The 15,279-nt window shown below is 60.9% G+C and carries 13 protein-coding genes; 6 read left to right on the top strand and 7 right to left on the bottom strand.

Annotation, left to right across the window (positions count from 1 at the left end; all coding sequences use genetic code 11):
* The first annotated feature begins 72 nt into the window (after positions 1-72).
* From ACF8FB_RS24010 to ACF8FB_RS24020, 3 genes are all read left to right on the top strand, one after another.
* Positions 73-2,763, top strand: coding sequence for a bifunctional diguanylate cyclase/phosphodiesterase (locus ACF8FB_RS24010; RefSeq protein WP_010951692.1), 2,691 nt, complete (start codon positions 73-75; stop codon positions 2,761-2,763).
* A gap of 168 nt (positions 2,764-2,931) precedes the next feature.
* Positions 2,932-3,600: a peptide-methionine (S)-S-oxide reductase MsrA gene (gene msrA / locus ACF8FB_RS24015; RefSeq protein ID WP_014589400.1), complete on the top strand. Its 669-nt coding sequence runs from the start codon at positions 2,932-2,934 to the stop codon at positions 3,598-3,600.
* 3 nt (positions 3,601-3,603) lie between these two features.
* Positions 3,604-4,227: a glutathione S-transferase gene (locus ACF8FB_RS24020; RefSeq protein WP_010951690.1), complete on the top strand. Its 624-nt coding sequence runs from the start codon at positions 3,604-3,606 to the stop codon at positions 4,225-4,227.
* Between the two features lie 173 nt (positions 4,228-4,400).
* On the opposite strand, the gene ACF8FB_RS24025 is transcribed toward ACF8FB_RS24020, so the two are convergent.
* On the bottom strand, positions 4,401-4,901 hold the full coding sequence (locus ACF8FB_RS24025; RefSeq protein ID WP_010951688.1) for an ATP-dependent zinc protease: 501 nt from the start codon (positions 4,899-4,901) through the stop codon (positions 4,401-4,403).
* A 181-nt stretch (positions 4,902-5,082) separates the two neighbouring features.
* On the opposite strand from ACF8FB_RS24025, the gene ACF8FB_RS24030 reads away from it, so the two are divergent.
* Positions 5,083-5,970, top strand: a complete 888-nt coding sequence (locus tag ACF8FB_RS24030) for an acyltransferase (protein ID WP_392509596.1) — start codon at positions 5,083-5,085, stop codon at positions 5,968-5,970.
* 235 nt (positions 5,971-6,205) lie between these two features.
* Positions 6,206-6,931 carry an RHS repeat-associated core domain-containing protein gene (locus tag ACF8FB_RS24035; protein ID WP_392509597.1) on the top strand — a complete coding sequence of 242 codons (726 nt, stop codon included), beginning with the start codon at positions 6,206-6,208 and terminating at the stop codon, positions 6,929-6,931.
* A 20-nt stretch (positions 6,932-6,951) separates the two neighbouring features.
* Here ACF8FB_RS24035 and ACF8FB_RS24040 read toward each other — a convergent pair whose 3' ends face one another.
* A complete protein-coding gene (locus ACF8FB_RS24040) occupies positions 6,952-7,527 on the bottom strand; it encodes a DUF2780 domain-containing protein (RefSeq protein ID WP_049588087.1) in 576 nt (191 codons plus the stop codon).
* A gap of 193 nt (positions 7,528-7,720) precedes the next feature.
* On the opposite strand from ACF8FB_RS24040, the gene ACF8FB_RS24045 reads away from it, so the two are divergent.
* Positions 7,721-8,644 (top strand): RHS repeat-associated core domain-containing protein, encoded by a 924-nt coding sequence (locus ACF8FB_RS24045; protein ID WP_392512193.1) that lies wholly within the window; start codon positions 7,721-7,723, stop codon positions 8,642-8,644.
* 203 nt (positions 8,645-8,847) lie between these two features.
* Here the strand turns inward: ACF8FB_RS24045 and fdhA are convergent, their stop codons facing one another.
* From fdhA to ACF8FB_RS24070, 5 genes are all read right to left on the bottom strand, one after another.
* On the bottom strand, positions 8,848-10,047 hold the full coding sequence (fdhA, locus tag ACF8FB_RS24050; protein ID WP_003255673.1) for a formaldehyde dehydrogenase, glutathione-independent: 1,200 nt from the start codon (positions 10,045-10,047) through the stop codon (positions 8,848-8,850).
* Positions 10,048-10,348: 301 nt separating this feature from the next.
* Positions 10,349-11,206, bottom strand: a complete 858-nt coding sequence (gene purU, locus ACF8FB_RS24055) for a formyltetrahydrofolate deformylase (RefSeq protein ID WP_003255675.1) — start codon at positions 11,204-11,206, stop codon at positions 10,349-10,351.
* Between the two features lie 11 nt (positions 11,207-11,217).
* Positions 11,218-11,850 (bottom strand): sarcosine oxidase subunit gamma, encoded by a 633-nt coding sequence (locus tag ACF8FB_RS24060; RefSeq protein WP_003255677.1) that lies wholly within the window; start codon positions 11,848-11,850, stop codon positions 11,218-11,220.
* A 74-nt stretch (positions 11,851-11,924) separates the two neighbouring features.
* Positions 11,925-14,939, bottom strand: coding sequence for a sarcosine oxidase subunit alpha (locus tag ACF8FB_RS24065; protein ID WP_350298367.1), 3,015 nt, complete (start codon positions 14,937-14,939; stop codon positions 11,925-11,927).
* Positions 14,936-15,271, bottom strand: a complete 336-nt coding sequence (locus tag ACF8FB_RS24070) for a sarcosine oxidase subunit delta (protein ID WP_010951682.1) — start codon at positions 15,269-15,271, stop codon at positions 14,936-14,938. The genes ACF8FB_RS24065 and ACF8FB_RS24070 overlap by 4 nt, the downstream gene beginning before the upstream one ends.
* Positions 15,272-15,279 lie beyond the last annotated feature (8 nt).

A 15,279-nucleotide genomic window follows, 5' to 3' on the forward strand; every position in this document is an offset into this window, starting at 1 on the left:
TCGGGACATCATGCAACCTTGCCAAATCCGCCGCAGCCACAAGGCCGCGTTCCCTCTTCAAGCGAGTCTTCGATGAAAAGCCAACCCGATGCCGCCAGCCGTGTGGCGGCCGAGGTCGTGACACAGTTACCCGTGCCCTCGCGGCTCGGCATGCTGCGTTTCGAAAGGCTCAACGAAGCCACCTGGGCCATGCTCTACCTTGACCCAGCCTGTGAGCGCCAGTTCGGCCTGAAAACCGGCGAGCTGTGTGCCCTGATTGACGCGCCCTACGCCAGCCTGATGGAACCCGAAGCACGCTACCGGCTGCACGACGACATCCAGTTGCAACTGGCCCAGCGCGGTTACTATCGCGTGCGCTACACCCTGCACACGCCGAGCACCTCGCTGCGCCTGCTGGAAGCGGGTGAAGCCTACAAGCAACACAACCGCCAGCTGTTGCGCGGCTACCTGAGCGTGCTCGATGACCAGCAGGAAGAGACCGGCGAACCCGGCGCCAGCGACCTGGAGTCACGCAACAACCGCCTGCAACTGGCCCTGCAGCTGAACCAGCGCACGCAGCAAGAACAACTGGAGCACCTGGAGCGGGTGCGCGGCCAGCAGGACCTTATCCTGCGCCTCGCCCGCCATCGCTACAGCGCGGGCAACTCGCTGCTCGAAGCGGCCCAGCTGATCACCCAGAGCGCCTGCGAAATCTACAAGGTCGACTGCGCCAGCATCTGGCACCTGGAAGACCAACGCCTGGAACCGATCATCGCCTGGTACCGCGACGCACAGGAGCACCGCCAGCCCGAAGCCATCGATGCCAGCCGCTTCCCCGACTACCTGGATGCACTGCACGCAAGCCGCGCCATCGACGCTCACAACGCCGGCCACGACCCGCGCACCCGCGCCCTGGCGCAAAGCATGCGCCCGGAAAACAAGGCCATGCTCGACGCCAGCATCCGTGTCGATGGCCAGGTGATCGGCGTGTTGTGCCTGGAGCAAAGCGGCCAGCCAAGGGCCTGGCAGTCGGACGAGATTGCCTTTGCCGGTGAGCTGGCCGACCAGTTCGCCCAAGTGATCACAAACCACAAACGACGGGCCGCGGCCAGCGCCCTGCACCTGTTCCAGCGTGCGGTCGAGCAGAGCGCCAGTGCCTTCCTGCTGGTGAACCGCGACGGCCGGGTGGAGTACGTCAACCCCAGCTTCACCGCCATCACCCAGTACAGTACCGACGAAGTGCAGGGCCGCCAGCTGGGTGAGCTACCGGCACTGGAGAACCTCAGCGAACTGCTGTTCGACTCGCCGTCGAGCCTGGCCATGGGCAACAGTTGGCAGGGCGAGTTCAAGAGCCGACGCAAAAACCTGGAGCCGTACTGGGGCCAGTTGTCGATTTCCAAGGTGTACGGTGACAACCGTGAGCTGACCCACTACATCGGCATCTACGAAGACGTCACCCAGACCAAGCTGGCCCAGCAACGCATCGAACGCCTGGCTTACACCGACAACCTCACCAACCTGGGCAACCGCCCGGCGTTCATCCGCAGCCTGGACGAACGCTTCGCCCGCGATGGCGAAAGCTCGATGTGCCTGCTGCTGGTGGACATCGACAACTTCAAGCGCATCAACGACAGCCTTGGCCACCAGACCGGCGACAAGCTGCTGATCAGCCTGGCCAGGCGTTTGCGCAACAGCCTGCACAGCGGTGGCATCCTGGCGCGCTTTGCCAGTAACGAGTTCGCCGTGCTGCTCGACGACACCAGCCTTGAAGATGGCCAAGGCGTTGCTCAACAGTTGTTGTGCACCCTCGACAAGCCGATGTTCGTCGACAACCAGCTGATCAACGTCACCGCCTCGGTAGGCCTGGCCTGTGCACCGTTGCACGGCGTCGACCCGGCCAGCCTGATGAAGAATGCCGGCCTTGCATTGCACAAGGCCAAGGCCAACGGTAAACACCAGGTACAGGTGTTTACCGAAGTGCTCAACGCCGAAGCCAGCTACAAGCTGTTCGTCGAGAACAACCTGCGCCGTGCCCTGACCCAGAACGAGCTGGACGTGTTCTACCAGCCCAAGCTGTGCCTGCGCAGCGGTCGCCTGCTGGGCCTGGAAGCGCTGCTGCGCTGGAACCACCCCGAACGCGGCATGATCCGCCCGGACCAGTTCATCAGCGTGGCCGAGGAAACCGGCCTGATCATCCCTATCGGCAAATGGGTGGTGCGCCAGGCGTGCTGCATGAGCCAGCAACTGCGCAAGGCCGGTCTGGGCAACCTGCATGTAGCCATCAACCTGTCGCCCAAACAGTTCTCCGACCCGGACCTGGTGGCGTCGATCAGCACCATCCTCAAGGAAGAAGCCCTGCCCCCACACCTGCTGGAGCTGGAGCTGACCGAAGGCCTGCTGCTGGAAGCCAGCGAAGACACCCACCGCCAGCTGGACGAACTGAAGGCCCTGGGCCTGACCTTGGCCATGGACGACTTCGGCACCGGTTATTCGTCGCTGAGCTACCTGAAGAAGTTTCCGATCGACATCCTCAAGATCGATCGCAGCTTCATCAACGAAATCCCCGACAACCAGGACGACATGGAAATCACCTCGGCGGTGGTGGCCATGGCCCACAACCTGAAGCTGAAGGTGGTGGCCGAAGGGATCGAGACGCCGGAGCAGCTGGCGTTCCTGCGCCGTCACCGCTGCGACGTGGGCCAGGGCTACCTGTTCGACCGGCCGATTCCCGGGCGCGAACTGGCCGAGCGGCTGAAGCGCTATCCGCGTGGCCCGGTGGCCTGACAGCTGCGTAATCCTCGGGCACTATAGAAGCCATTCGGGCCCTTTCGCGGGCACGCCCGCTCCCACAGGAACACCACAACCTTTGAAACCTGTGCTGTACCTGTGGGAGCGGGCATGCCCGCGAAGGCCCAAACCCCTACCCCACTGAATAAACACAGAGGAACGGCCATGGTCCTGCGTTCGGAAATCCTGGTGAACAAAAACGTCATGCCCACTGCGGAACAGGCCCTGCCTGGCCGCGACACGCCAATGAGCCTGCCCGAGTTCCACTACGTCTTCAAAGACACCCCACTGCTCGGCCCGTTCTTCGAAGGCGCCATCGACTTCGCCATCTTCGGCCTGGGCTGCTTCTGGGGCGCAGAGCGCCGCTTCTGGCAGCGTGAAGGTGTGGTCAGCACCGTGGTCGGCTACGCCGGCGGCTTCACCCCGCACCCTACCTACGAAGAAGTCTGCTCGGGCCTGACCGGCCACACCGAAGTGGTGCTGGTGGTGTTCGACAAGGACAAGGTCAGCTACCGCGAACTGCTGGCAATGTTCTGGGAGCTGCACAACCCCACCCAAGGCATGCGCCAGGGCAACGACATCGGCACCCAGTACCGTTCGGCCATCTACTGCACCAGCCCGGAACAGCTGGAACAGGCCAAGGCCAGCCGCGACGCCTACCAGGCCGAGCTGAGCAAGGCCGGCTTCGGTGAGATCACCACCGAAATCGACCAGGCACCGACCGTCTATTTCGCCGAGGCCTACCACCAGCAGTACCTGGCCAAGAACCCGGACGGCTACTGCGGCATCGGCGGCACCGGCGTGTGCCTGCCACCCAGCCTGCAAGGTAACTGAAGCATGAGCACGATGACCCTGTTCCACTCGCCGTTGTCGCCTTTCGTGCGCAAGGTCATGGTGGTGTTGCACGAAACCGGCCAGCTTGAGCGTGTGCAGCTGCAGCCGGTGAACATAAGCCCGGTGAGCGGCGACCCGCAGCTCAACCTGGACAACCCGATCGGCAAAATCCCGGCCCTGCGCCTGGAAGACGGCACCGTGCTGCACGACAGTCGGGTGATCTGCGAGTACCTCGACCAGCAGCACGTTGGCCTGCCGCTGCTGCCGCGTGAAGGTTCGGCGCGCTGGCGGCGCATGACCTTGGTATCACAGGCCGATGCGATCATGGATGCGGCAGTGTCGAGCCGGTATGAGAGCTTCCTGCGGCCAGAGGACAAGCGCTGGGATGGCTGGCTGCAAGCGCAGGGTGACAAGATCCGCCGTAGCCTGGACAACCTGGAGCAGGAGCACTTGCCGGAGCTGATCTCCGGCTTCGACCTGGCGGCGATTGGCGTGGCCTGTGCGCTGGGCTATCTGGATTTGCGTCAGCCCGGGTTTGGCTGGCGTGAGCGCCAGCCTGGGTTGGCGGCGTGGTATGCCGAGGTGGTCAAGCGGCCATCGATGGTCGCTACAGCGCCAGTGGCCTGAGGGCCCCTTCGCGGGTAAACCCGCTCCTACAAGGTTTTCCACAGTGTTCGCTATCTGTGGTGGGCTTTTGGGAGCGGGCGTGCCCGCGAACACCGGCGAAGCCGGTGCCTGACACCCCATTATGTGTGTTCGCGGGCAAGCCCGCTCCTACATTGTATGGCGCACGCTTCAGATCAGCACCCTGGCTTGCCAGCAGTGAACTTCTTCGCCGGGTTGACCGCCGCCTTGAACTCGCGCAGCGCCTTGGAACCCACCAGCAGCGGGTAGTTGAAGTTGCTGCGGTCCACCAGATTCACCTCGACGGTGCGCTTCACATCCCCCAGGCACAACTCCAGGTCGACCACCGGGCGCTTGGAGACCTCTGGCGCATCCCCTTCGTCCTCTTCATCAGCACGGCCCTTGATCTTGCTGATGCGCGAGACCTTGTGCTCGTACACTTTGCCGTCCGATTCCTTGGTCGCCAGGCGGAAGCGCACCCACTCGTCCCCATCGCGGGTGAACAGCTCGATATCCTTGGCCGACAGCGACGCGGTGAAGGCGCCAGTGTCCATCTTGGCTTTCAGGGTTTCGCCCAGTTCAGGCAGGGCAATATTCTCGTAACGGCCGTAGATAGTGGGTTCGGCGGCCATCACCGGCAGCGCCAACAGCGACAACATGGCTAAAAGAGATTTCACAAGCAGGCTTCCTTGAGAGGGTCAATGCTTAGACTGCACTGGGCAGATAGGTTCGCTGTCACGAGCCTAACCAACATAATGTGAAACATTTGTCCCCGCCGTCGGGCATTGGACATTTGGCGTAGGCCACCGCCCTGCTTATCATTGCCAACCGTTTATCTCCCACAACAAGAGTCTCTTTATGCGTCGCCTGCTGACCGGCATTCTCACTACCACCCTGCTGCTGCTCAATACCGTGGTATTGATCTGCCCGCTGCTGGTCTTCGCCCTGCTCAAGCTGGTGTTGCCAGGCCGTGGCCGCGACTACGCGTCGTGGGCGGTGATGTGGGTGGCCGAAACCTGGTCGGAAATCGACAAAGCCATCTTCGCCCTGTGCATCCCTACCCAGTGGGACATCCGCGGTGTGGAAAACCTGCGCAGGGACACCTCGTACCTGGCCGTGAGCAACCACCAGACTTGGGTCGACATCCCGGCGCTGATCGAAAGCCTCAACCGCCGTACACCGTTCTTCAAGTTCTTCCTGAAAAAAGAGCTGATCTGGGTGCCGTTGCTGGGCCTGGCCTGGTGGGGGCTGGATTACCCGTTCATGAAGCGCTACAGCAAGGCGTTTCTGGAAAAGCACCCGGAGCTCAGGGGCAAGGACCTGGAAATCACCAAGGCGGCCTGCGAGCTGTTCAAGCGCCAGCCGGTGACCGTGGTCAATTACCTGGAGGGCACCCGGTTTACCGAAGCCAAGCGCCAGGAGCAGCAGTCGCCGTATCGCTACCTGCTCAAGCCCAAGGCAGGTGGTGTGGCGTTTGTGCTCGCGGCATTGGGCGAACAGCTGGATGCCCTGCTGGATGTGACCATCGTGTACCCCGGTAATAAGGCGCCGGGGTTCTGGGACTTGCTCAATGGCAGCATTAGCCGGGTGATTATCGACATTCAGGTGCGGGAACTGGACCCGGCGTTGTGGGCGGGGGATTACGAAAATGATCCCGAGTTTCGGCAGACGGTTCAGGCTTGGGTGAACCAGCTGTGGGTGGCGAAGGACCAGCGGATCGAGCAGCTGCGGGCGGAGATGGGCTAACACCTCTGCCGCCTGAACTGGCCCATTCGCGGGTGAACCCGCTCCTACGCGGATTACCACATCCCCAAGGATAGGCTCTACCTGCGTAGGGGCGGGTTTACCCGCGAAGAGGCCGAAGCAGGCAGCCGGTTGACATCAGCACAGTTACGTTGCGCCCCCTGATAATTCTGCTAGTTGTGCGCGGCCTCCCAAAGACGAAGACTTAAGCAGCATGTCTCTTGCGAGGCGCTCTCAAGTGAAAGTCACCGCCCTGGTCTACAGCCCTTACGGGCACATCGGCAGCCAAGCAGGTAGAGCCACGATAATAGGCTTCAAGGATGAACGATTTGATCCGCTCCTTGGCACCTATGCATTGGGGCGAGGATACCGAAGCTATAGTCCAGCCTTGATGCGCTTCCTCAAGCCCGATGATCTCAGCCCGTTCAGTGACGGTGGCTATAACGCCTACGCATACTGTGCCTGTGACCCCATCAATTACCGTGATGATACAGGGCAACAGCGGGAATTCGCCAATTTACAAAAGTTTTGGGAGCAAAAGTCTAACCCGAAACCTCACCGAACAGTACCGCTGACAAAAAAGCCTGCGGCGCAGGTAATAGAGCCTCCTCTGTTGAACGCCAGGCACTCCGCTTCACACCATTTGGCGAAAAAAAAGACTGTTGCCTTTAACAAAGACATAACGATCAAGACGTACCTGAGGGAACAGACTGCCCACAAAAACCACCTTCTCAAAGAAAGACGATCATTAGCCATCTATATAAAAAATCTCACTAAACGCGCAGCGCAAAAACAGCAAGAATACACCGAGCTTTTGAAACCATCTTCGAAAGCCTTCGCCAAAATCCAAGGGATCAGTGACCAACAATATCGTACAGAAATGGAATTACGCGAAGTCTGGCTGACTGAAGCACAATATCGAATCAGAGCCCTGGAAGTGACGCTCAAGACCTTCGATGTATGACGTCTGGCCTTGTGATAATCTCAAACCGATGGCGTGCTCACTGGTGCCGGCGTGGTCCACAGGCTACCCAAGTTCTGCAGCAACGACCCGGCGATGCCCTGCTGGCCGAGGTACTGCAGGATCAGCGGGGCGAACTGGCCGATCATTCCAGTGTCCATGCCCAGTGCCTTGAACGCATTGTCCAGGTCATTACGGTTCTCCACGTCGTTGCCCAACGCGTTGCTCAACGCCGACTGACTTTCGCTGTTCTTGCCTAGCAAATCGCCCAACCCGCTCAAACTACCGAGCATATTGGCACCGGACAACAGGTCCAGACCCGGCACGGCCTTGGTCAATTGGCCATAGTCCTCACTGCTAAGGTTGTTGCGCGCCAACCCCAACATCGCCCCTGCGCCGCCCACGGCCTGTTCGGGGGTGATCTTCAATTCGCTGCCCAAGGTGTTGAGCAGATTGGCCTGGGCCTCGGGAGCCTGCACCTGGCCTTGCTGTTGCGGGTTCTGCATGGCGGACACGGCATTGGCGGCGTCACTGAGGTTGAAGGCGAACACCGGGCTGGCGGCCAGGGTCATCAGGGTTGCCAAGGTGAGTGCTTTCATCGGAAGGGACCTCGTCGGCCGGGATGGCCTGGAAAACGAAGGATTTGACTGGAAATCTGAGGGATTGTTCCGGGCCCCAACAGGTGCATACCTGATATTTCTGCCAGTAGTCAATTGCTCAAGACACTCCAGATAATCGTAGTGCCCAGGCCATCTATTTCCGGGGCCAACTGCAGACAACGGGAGCACGTCGGTGAAAAACAGTCCTGATACCCCCAAATATTTCTACCAGACCAGCAAACTGACCACTGTCATTGGAAACGATCAGAAGCGTTCAATCCTGCGGATTGGAACGCTCCCTCTTGCTGAGTCCGCTGGCAAAGAAGCAGGAAGTTCCCAGCTTTTCGCAACAGATGAGATGGACTCAGTGCTTGTCGTGAGCACGCCTGACGGAAAGCAAAAAAATCACACCTACACCCCCTTTGGATACAACGACAAACTGCCATCAGGATCCCCAGCGATAGGATTCAACGGCGAGTTCATATTGGACAACATGCACCTTTATCTCCTAGGCCAAGGACACCGTGGCTTTAGCACCGAGATGAGACGGTTCATCGGACCGGACAATGCTGAAAGCCCATTCGCCCGAGGCGGGGTCAATGCTTTCGCGTACTGTGTGAACGACCCAGTCAATCGGAAAGACGAAACGGGGATGTGGGGTATTTTCAAGCCTAGAACGTGGTTTCGCAGTAACCAAGCAAAAATGGATCAGCGCCTGGCAAGCATAAAGATTATTAATGAAACAATGAAAGAGCAAACCGACAACCTCAATAATTTAGTCGCGCAAAGAAAATACAGAGGAAAAACATTCGCACCAAGAATTGACGCCGCTAGAAAAACCCTCCAAAAAACGCTTGACAGGGGTTTGAGAAAGGAACGCGGCATAAATAAATACGTAGAAAGTAAAGATCACGCATACATTTACTCCGAACATTACTACGCCAAAAAAGCTATAAAAAATTCAAAACCTAATACTTACCACCCAACGAGCGGGAACACCGATACTGAAAACATGTTCTACGCTCCCAAAAAACGTGACGATCCTCATGACGACAGGAACTACCAATTCGGGGCAACCGACGCAAACAATGAGACGCGCCGGCCACAATCGGAGTAATTAACTGTCTGCATGAAAATGACTGCGCAGTGGCCCTTCGCTCCAGGGCCACTCACCAGGCTTCGGAACTGATGAGGTATGTGCGGGCGGCGCTCGACTTCAAAAGCGATGAAAGGCTTATGACAAGCACCTCCGGCCGAGATGTCTTATCAGAATGGACAAAAAGCCCCTCGATGCGAGGGGCTCTTTTTACTCGACGCTGATTACGCCGCACCCCACATTTTGTGCGGGTCGATAACGAATTTCTTCGGCACACCTGCATCAAACTCGCCATACCCTTCCGGCGCCTGATCCAGGTTGATCACCTGCACACCTACCACTTCAGCAATGTTGATGCGGTCCCACATGATCGCCTGCATCAGCTGGCGGTTGTATTTCATGGTCGGGGTCTGGCCGGTGTGGAAGCTGTGCGATTTCGCCCAGCCCAGGCCGAAGCGGATGCTCAGCGCGCCGATCTTGGCAGCGGCATCCACCGCGCCCGGGTCTTCGGTCACGTACAGGCCCGGGATACCGATGTTGCCGGCCACGCGGGTCACTTGCATCAGCGAGTTCAGCACGGTGGCCGGGGCCTCGTGCTTGGCACCTTCGTGGCCATGGCCACGGGCCTCGAAGCCGACGGCGTCGACAGCGCAGTCCACTTCCGGCTCGCCGAGAATGTCGACGATCTGCTCGTGCAGCGGGGTGTCCTTGGACAGGTCGACCACTTCGAAGCCTTGCGACTTGGCGTGGGCCAGGCGGGCCGGGTTCAGGTCACCGACGATTACACAGGCGGCGCCCAGCAGGCGCGCCGAGGCAGCGGCGGCCAGGCCGACCGGGCCAGCACCGGCAACGTAGACAGTGCTGCCTGGACCAACGCCAGCAGTCACGGCACCGTGATAGCCGGTGGGCAGGATGTCGGACAGGCAGGTCAGGTCACGGATCTTTTCCATGGCCTTGTCGCGCTCAGGCAGCTTCAGCAGGTTGAAGTCGGCGTATGGCACCAGCACGTATTCGGCCTGGCCACCGGTCCAGTCGCCCATGTCGACGTAGCCGTAGGCACCGCCGGCGCGGGCCGGGTTGACGGTGAGGCAGACACCGGTGTGCATCTCTTTGCAGGAGCGGCAGCGGCCGCAGGCGACGTTGAACGGGACCGATACCAGGTCGCCGATCTGCATGCGCTCGACGTCGCGGCCCTTCTCGACGATTTCACCGGTGATTTCGTGGCCCAGGACCAGGCCGACCTGGGCAGTAGTGCGGCCACGGACCATGTGCTGGTCAGAACCGCAGATGTTGGTGGAGACCACCTTCAGGATGACGCCGTGTTCGATTTTCTTGCCGCGCGGGTCCTGCATTTTCGGGTAGTCGATCTTCTGTACTTCGACCTTGCCAGCGCCGAGATACACCACTCCACGATTGCCAGACATGCTCTTACCTCGCTTGATTTTTATTTATGCAGCGGTGGTTGAACGCGCCGCCATCCGTGGGCGGCATGTGTTTCTGGAATGAGGGAATTGTGGGCCGGATGGGGAGATCTGCACTGACTGGGAGCGACAGAGAGATGCCTTTTAACGGCAGGGGTGTCGCTGGGGAGTATGGGCAAACAGAGAGGCGGCCTGTGCGGGCCTCTTCGCGGCTAAAGCCGCTCTTACGGGGGACCGCACCAACCCGAGGGCTGTGCTGTACCTGTAGGAGCGGCTTTAGCCGCGAAGAGGCCGGTACCGGTTATTACAGAACGACAGTCCGGTTGGCGTTCAGGAACACCCGTCGCTCGATGTGATACCCCACCGCCCGCGCCAATGTCAGGCATTCGATATCCCGCCCTTTGGCAATCAGGTCTTCGGGATAGTGACTGTGGTCCACCACCTCGACACCCTGGGCAATGATCGGCCCTTCATCCAGGTCGTTGTTGATGTAGTGCGCCGTGGCACCGACCATTTTCACACCCTTGTTGTAGGCCTGGTGATAAGGCTTGGCGCCTTTGAAACCCGGCAACAGCGAGTGGTGAATATTGATCGCCCAACCATCCAGACGGCGGCAAAGTTCGGGCGACAGTACCTGCATATAGCGGGCAAGAATCACCAGCTCAGCACCAGTCTCCTCGATCACCTGCAGCACCTTGCGCTCTTGCCCAGGTTTGTCCTTGGGGTCGAGGGCGAAGTGGTAATAAGGAATCTTGTGCCAATGCGCCAAGGGTTCGAGGTCCGGGTGGTTCGACACCACGGCCACCACATCCATACCCAGTTGGCCAATGCGCTGGCGATACAGCAGGTCATTCAGGCAATGGTCGGCCTTGGACACCATGATCACCACCTTGGGGCGGTGGTTGGGTGCGGTCAGCTCGAAAGCCATGCCGAACGCTTCGCTGCGCTCTGCGAGGCCGGCCCGGAAGCCCGCCTCGTCAAAATCGTCCGGCTGGCGGAACTCGACGCGAATGAAGAAGCGTCCCGACTGCCGGTCATCGAAGGAGTGGTGCTCCGTCACGTAGCAGCGCTGCTCGAAGAGGTAACGCGTCACCACGTCGACGGTGCCGAGCATGCTCGGGCAGTCGGCGGTGAGAATCCAGGTATCCGGTGCCCGACTCATGTTCTTGCTCCTTAGGCTTCTATGCTCAGGCCGTATTCGGCAGAAGCGTCCTGCAGCCACAGCCACCAGTAATCGGCGAAGCTGCGGCGAATTACCAGCTCCCAGGTGTCTTCTGCAGTGCGGCGGATCACCAGTTGCGACTTGGCGAACACGGTGCCCACGGCCTTGCCCACCGGGAAGTTGTTCGGGTGAACATCATAGCTGGTGGACTTCATCAGCACGTCGCGCACGTTCGGGCCGCGCAGTTCCAGCAGGCTTTGCCCGCCACTGACATTGACGACCTGAATGTGCTGGCCTTCAAGGGCCGCGCGCAGCTTTTGCTCCGCTGCCAGCTCCTGGCCGCCGGGTACGATCAGCAGCCACTCATCTGGGCCGACCCATTGCAGCGACATGTCCTTGTTGGCGACCACGGTCAGCGCCACGGGCAGCTCCAGGCCAAGGGCCTTGTGCACGCCGGCGGCAAATTCCGGGTTGTGGCCATCACCACGCAGGGTGAGGTGACCGAGGAACTTGCGTTCACGCAGGGTCACGCCTGCGTTCTTGCGGCCTTTGCCTACCAGGCTGGCCAGGTCGGCATGGTGCAGTGGCGACTGGGCTTTGGCCTCGGCGCCGGGGTTTTGCTGGAAGACGTTGATAGCGCTCATTTCTTACCTGCCTTGAATTCTTGTTCGTCAGGGCAGCGCAGCCGTGCAATCAGGCTGCGCCGCCATCCGGGGCCTTAGACGTTCTGCCGCTCACCCTTCGGATCGAAGAACACCGAAGACACGATTTCCGCCTCGATCACGCTGCCATCCGCCTGCGGCGAGTAGACACGCTCGCCCATGCGCTTAAGGCCGCCTTTGACCACACCCATGGCGAACGAGTAGCCCAGGGAGTTGGACGCGTAGCTGGAGGTGACGTGGCCGACCATGTCCATCGGGATCGGCTGTTTCGGGTCGAATACCAGTTGGGCGCCTTCCGGCAGCCACTTGGTCGGGTCGACCGGTTTCAGGCCCACCAGCTGCTTGCGGTTCTCACGTACGCAGTCTTCGCGGTTCATGCCACGCAGGCCGATCCACGAGAACGGCTTGTTGCGGCCAACGCACCAGCTCATGTTCAGGTCGTCCGGGTTCATCGAACCATCGGTGTCCTGGCCCACGATGATGAAGCCCTTCTCTGCACGCAGTACGTGCATGGTCTCGGTGCCGTACGGGGTCAGGTTGTACTTCTTGCCGGCCTCGATGATCTGTTCCAGCACGCCCATCGCGTAGTTGGCCTGCACGTTCACTTCGTACGACAGCTCGCCGGTGAACGAGATACGGAACACGCGGGCCGGCACGCCACCGACGTTGCCTTCCTTCCAGGTCATGAACGGGAAGGCTTCCTTGTCCATGTCGATGTCGGTCAGCTCGCTCAGCAGCTTGCGGCTGTTAGGGCCGGACAGGGTCATGGTGGCCCAGTGGTCGGTGACCGAAGTGAAGTACACCTTCAGCTCTGGCCATTCGGTCTGGTGATACAGCTCCATCCACTGCAATACGCGGGCAGCGCCGCCGGTGGTGGTGGTCATGATGAAGTGGTTGTCGCCGACGCAGGCGGTTACGCCGTCGTCGAAGACCATGCCGTCTTCCTTGCACATCAGGCCGTAGCGGGCCTTGCCCACGTCGAGCTTGGTCCAGGCGTTGGTGTAGATGCGGTTGAGGAACTCGCGCGCGTCCGGGCCCTGGATGTCGATCTTGCCCAGGGTCGAGGCGTCCAGCAGGCCCACGCTGTCGCGCACGGCCTTGCATTCGCGAGTCACGGCAGCATGGATGTCTTCACCGGCTTTCGGGAAGTACCACGGGCGCTTCCACTGGCCGACGTCTTCGAACTCGGCGCCGTTCTTCACGTGCCAGGCATGCAGGGCAGTGAAGCGCACGGGTTCGAACAGGTGACCACAGTGACGGCCCGCTACCGCGCCGAAAGTAACCGGCGTGTAGTTGGGGCGGAACATGGTGGTACCCATTTCCGGGATGGTGATGCCGATCGAACGGGCGGCGATGGCCAGGCCGTTGATGTTGCCCAGTTTGCCCTGGTCGGTACCGAAGCCCAGCGCGGTGTAGCGCTTGACGTGCTCGACCGACTCGAAGCCTTCACGGGTGGCCAGCTCGATGCCGGCGGCGGTCACGTCGTTCTGCTGGTCGACGAACTGCTTCGGCCCCTTGGTGCCTTTGTCGTGCGGCACCAGGAACAGTGCCACAGTGGCCTCTTCCTTGCGCGCCACTGTTTTTGGCAGGGTGCCGACAGTGGCCTTGAAACCGGCCTCGGTGGCTGCGCGGACGCCGCCTTCAAAGCCATCGGCAATGACATCGCCCAAGGCATACACGCCGTTGATACCACCGACGCACTCACGCTTCTGCGGCGCATCGCCCGGCACGAAGCCAAGGATGTCGTCACGCCATACCGGGCGACCGCCCAGGTGCGAAGCCAGGTGCACGATCGGGCTGTAACCGCCCGAGGAGGCGATCAGGTCGCACTCGAGGACTTCGCCTGGGCTGGTGACTTTGTGCGCCTGCACATCGATCGCCGCCACACGGGCGCCGGTGACGTGCTTGCTGCCTTTGGCCTCGATCACGGCGCTGGAGGTGAGTATGCGAATGCCTTTGGCACGCGCTTCTTCAACCAGCGAGCCACGTGGGTTGTGACGGGCGTCGGCGATGGCGACCACTTGCAGGCCTGCGTCGTGCCAGTCCAGCGCGGCGCGATAAGCGTGGTCGTTGTTGGTCGACAGTACCAGCTTGCGACCCGGCGCCACGCCATAGCGGCGAACATAGGTGGAAACAGCACCGGCCAGCATGTTGCCCGGCACGTCGTTGTTGCCGTACACCAGCGGGCGCTCGTGGGCGCCGGCAGCCAGTACCACGCGCTTGGCACGGACGCGGTGCACGCGGTGGCGAACCTGGCCGATCGGGGCGCGGTCGCCGAGGTGGTCGGTGAGGCGCTCGTGAATGGTCAGGAAGTTATGGTCGTGGTAGCCGTTGACTGTGGCACGTGGCAGCAGGGTCACTTCCGGCAGGCCTTCCAGCTCTTTGACCACGGCGTTGACCCACTCGGCAGCAGGCTTGCCGTCGAGGGTTTCGCGGGTGTCGAGCAGGCTGCCGCCGAACTCTTCCTGCTCGTCAGCCAGGATCACGCGGGCACCGCTGCGCGCAGCGGCCAGTGCGGCAGCCAGGCCAGCAGGGCCGGCACCGACGATCAGCACGTCGCAGTGCCGGTTCATGTAGTCGTAGCTGTCAGGATCGTTCTGCAGCGGCGCACGGCCCAGGCCGGCGGCTTTACGGATGTACTTCTCGTAAGTCATCCAGAACGATTTGGGGTACATGAAGGTTTTGTAGTAGAAGCCCGGCGGCATCATGCTGCCGCCAACCTTGCCGAGGATGCCCATGACGTCGTTGTTGACGTTCGGCCAACCGTTGGTGCTGGTGGCGACAAGGCCCGCGTACAGTGCCTGTTGGGTGGCGCGCACGTTGGGGATCTGGGTAGCTTCGCTGGAGCCGATCTGCAGGATGGCGTTCGGCTCTTCGGTACCGGCGGCGATGATGCCGCGCGGGCGCGAGTACTTGAAGCTACGGCCGACAATGTCGACGCCGTTGGCCAGCAACGCGGCGGCCAGGCTGTCACCGGCATAACCCTGGTAGGTCTTGCCGTTGAAGGTGAAGTTCAGGACCTTGCTGCGGTCGATACGGCCGCCGCTGGCGAGGCGATAGGTCTGGCTCATACTTTTTCCCCTTGGCCTTTGACGGTCGACGCGGCGCTGGTGGCTTTGCCGCTGGCGGTCACTTGCGGCTTCTCGCCAATCTTGTAGGTTTCCAGAATTTCGTAGGTCACGGTGTCACGGGTGACGTTGAAGTACTGGCGGCAGCCGGCAACGTGGTCCCACAGTTCATGGTGAATACCGCGCGGGTTGTCACGGTAGAACATGTAGGTACCCCACTCCTCGTCGGAGCAGGCGTTAGGGTCCAGCGGGCGGGCAATGTGCGCCTGGCCAGAGGCGTGGAACTCTTCTTCGGAGCGCAGCTCGCCGCAGTGGGGACAGAAAATATGCAACATGACGGTGT

It is taken from the genome of Pseudomonas sp. yb_2, from assembly GCF_043103905.1.
In the GTDB taxonomy this organism is placed as follows: domain Bacteria; phylum Pseudomonadota; class Gammaproteobacteria; order Pseudomonadales; family Pseudomonadaceae; genus Aquipseudomonas; species Aquipseudomonas alloputida.

What these genes read in the sequence shown, in the direction of transcription:
- ACF8FB_RS24010 (WP_010951692.1), top strand. Translation starts at nt 73, where the DNA reads ATGAAAAGCCAACCCGATGCCGCCAGCCGTGTGGCGGCCGAGGTCGTG.
- msrA (WP_014589400.1), top strand. Translation starts at nt 2,932, where the DNA reads ATGGTCCTGCGTTCGGAAATCCTGGTGAACAAAAACGTCATGCCCACT.
- ACF8FB_RS24020 (WP_010951690.1), top strand. Translation starts at nt 3,604, where the DNA reads ATGAGCACGATGACCCTGTTCCACTCGCCGTTGTCGCCTTTCGTGCGC.
- ACF8FB_RS24030 (WP_392509596.1), top strand. Translation starts at nt 5,083, where the DNA reads ATGCGTCGCCTGCTGACCGGCATTCTCACTACCACCCTGCTGCTGCTC.
- ACF8FB_RS24040 (WP_049588087.1), bottom strand. Translation starts at nt 7,527, where the DNA reads ATGAAAGCACTCACCTTGGCAACCCTGATGACCCTGGCCGCCAGCCCG.
- fdhA (WP_003255673.1), bottom strand. Translation starts at nt 10,047, where the DNA reads ATGTCTGGCAATCGTGGAGTGGTGTATCTCGGCGCTGGCAAGGTCGAA.
- purU (WP_003255675.1), bottom strand. Translation starts at nt 11,206, where the DNA reads ATGAGTCGGGCACCGGATACCTGGATTCTCACCGCCGACTGCCCGAGC.
- ACF8FB_RS24060 (WP_003255677.1), bottom strand. Translation starts at nt 11,850, where the DNA reads ATGAGCGCTATCAACGTCTTCCAGCAAAACCCCGGCGCCGAGGCCAAA.
- ACF8FB_RS24065 (WP_350298367.1), bottom strand. Translation starts at nt 14,939, where the DNA reads ATGAGCCAGACCTATCGCCTCGCCAGCGGCGGCCGTATCGACCGCAGC.
- ACF8FB_RS24070 (WP_010951682.1), bottom strand. Translation starts at nt 15,271, where the DNA reads ATGTTGCATATTTTCTGTCCCCACTGCGGCGAGCTGCGCTCCGAAGAA.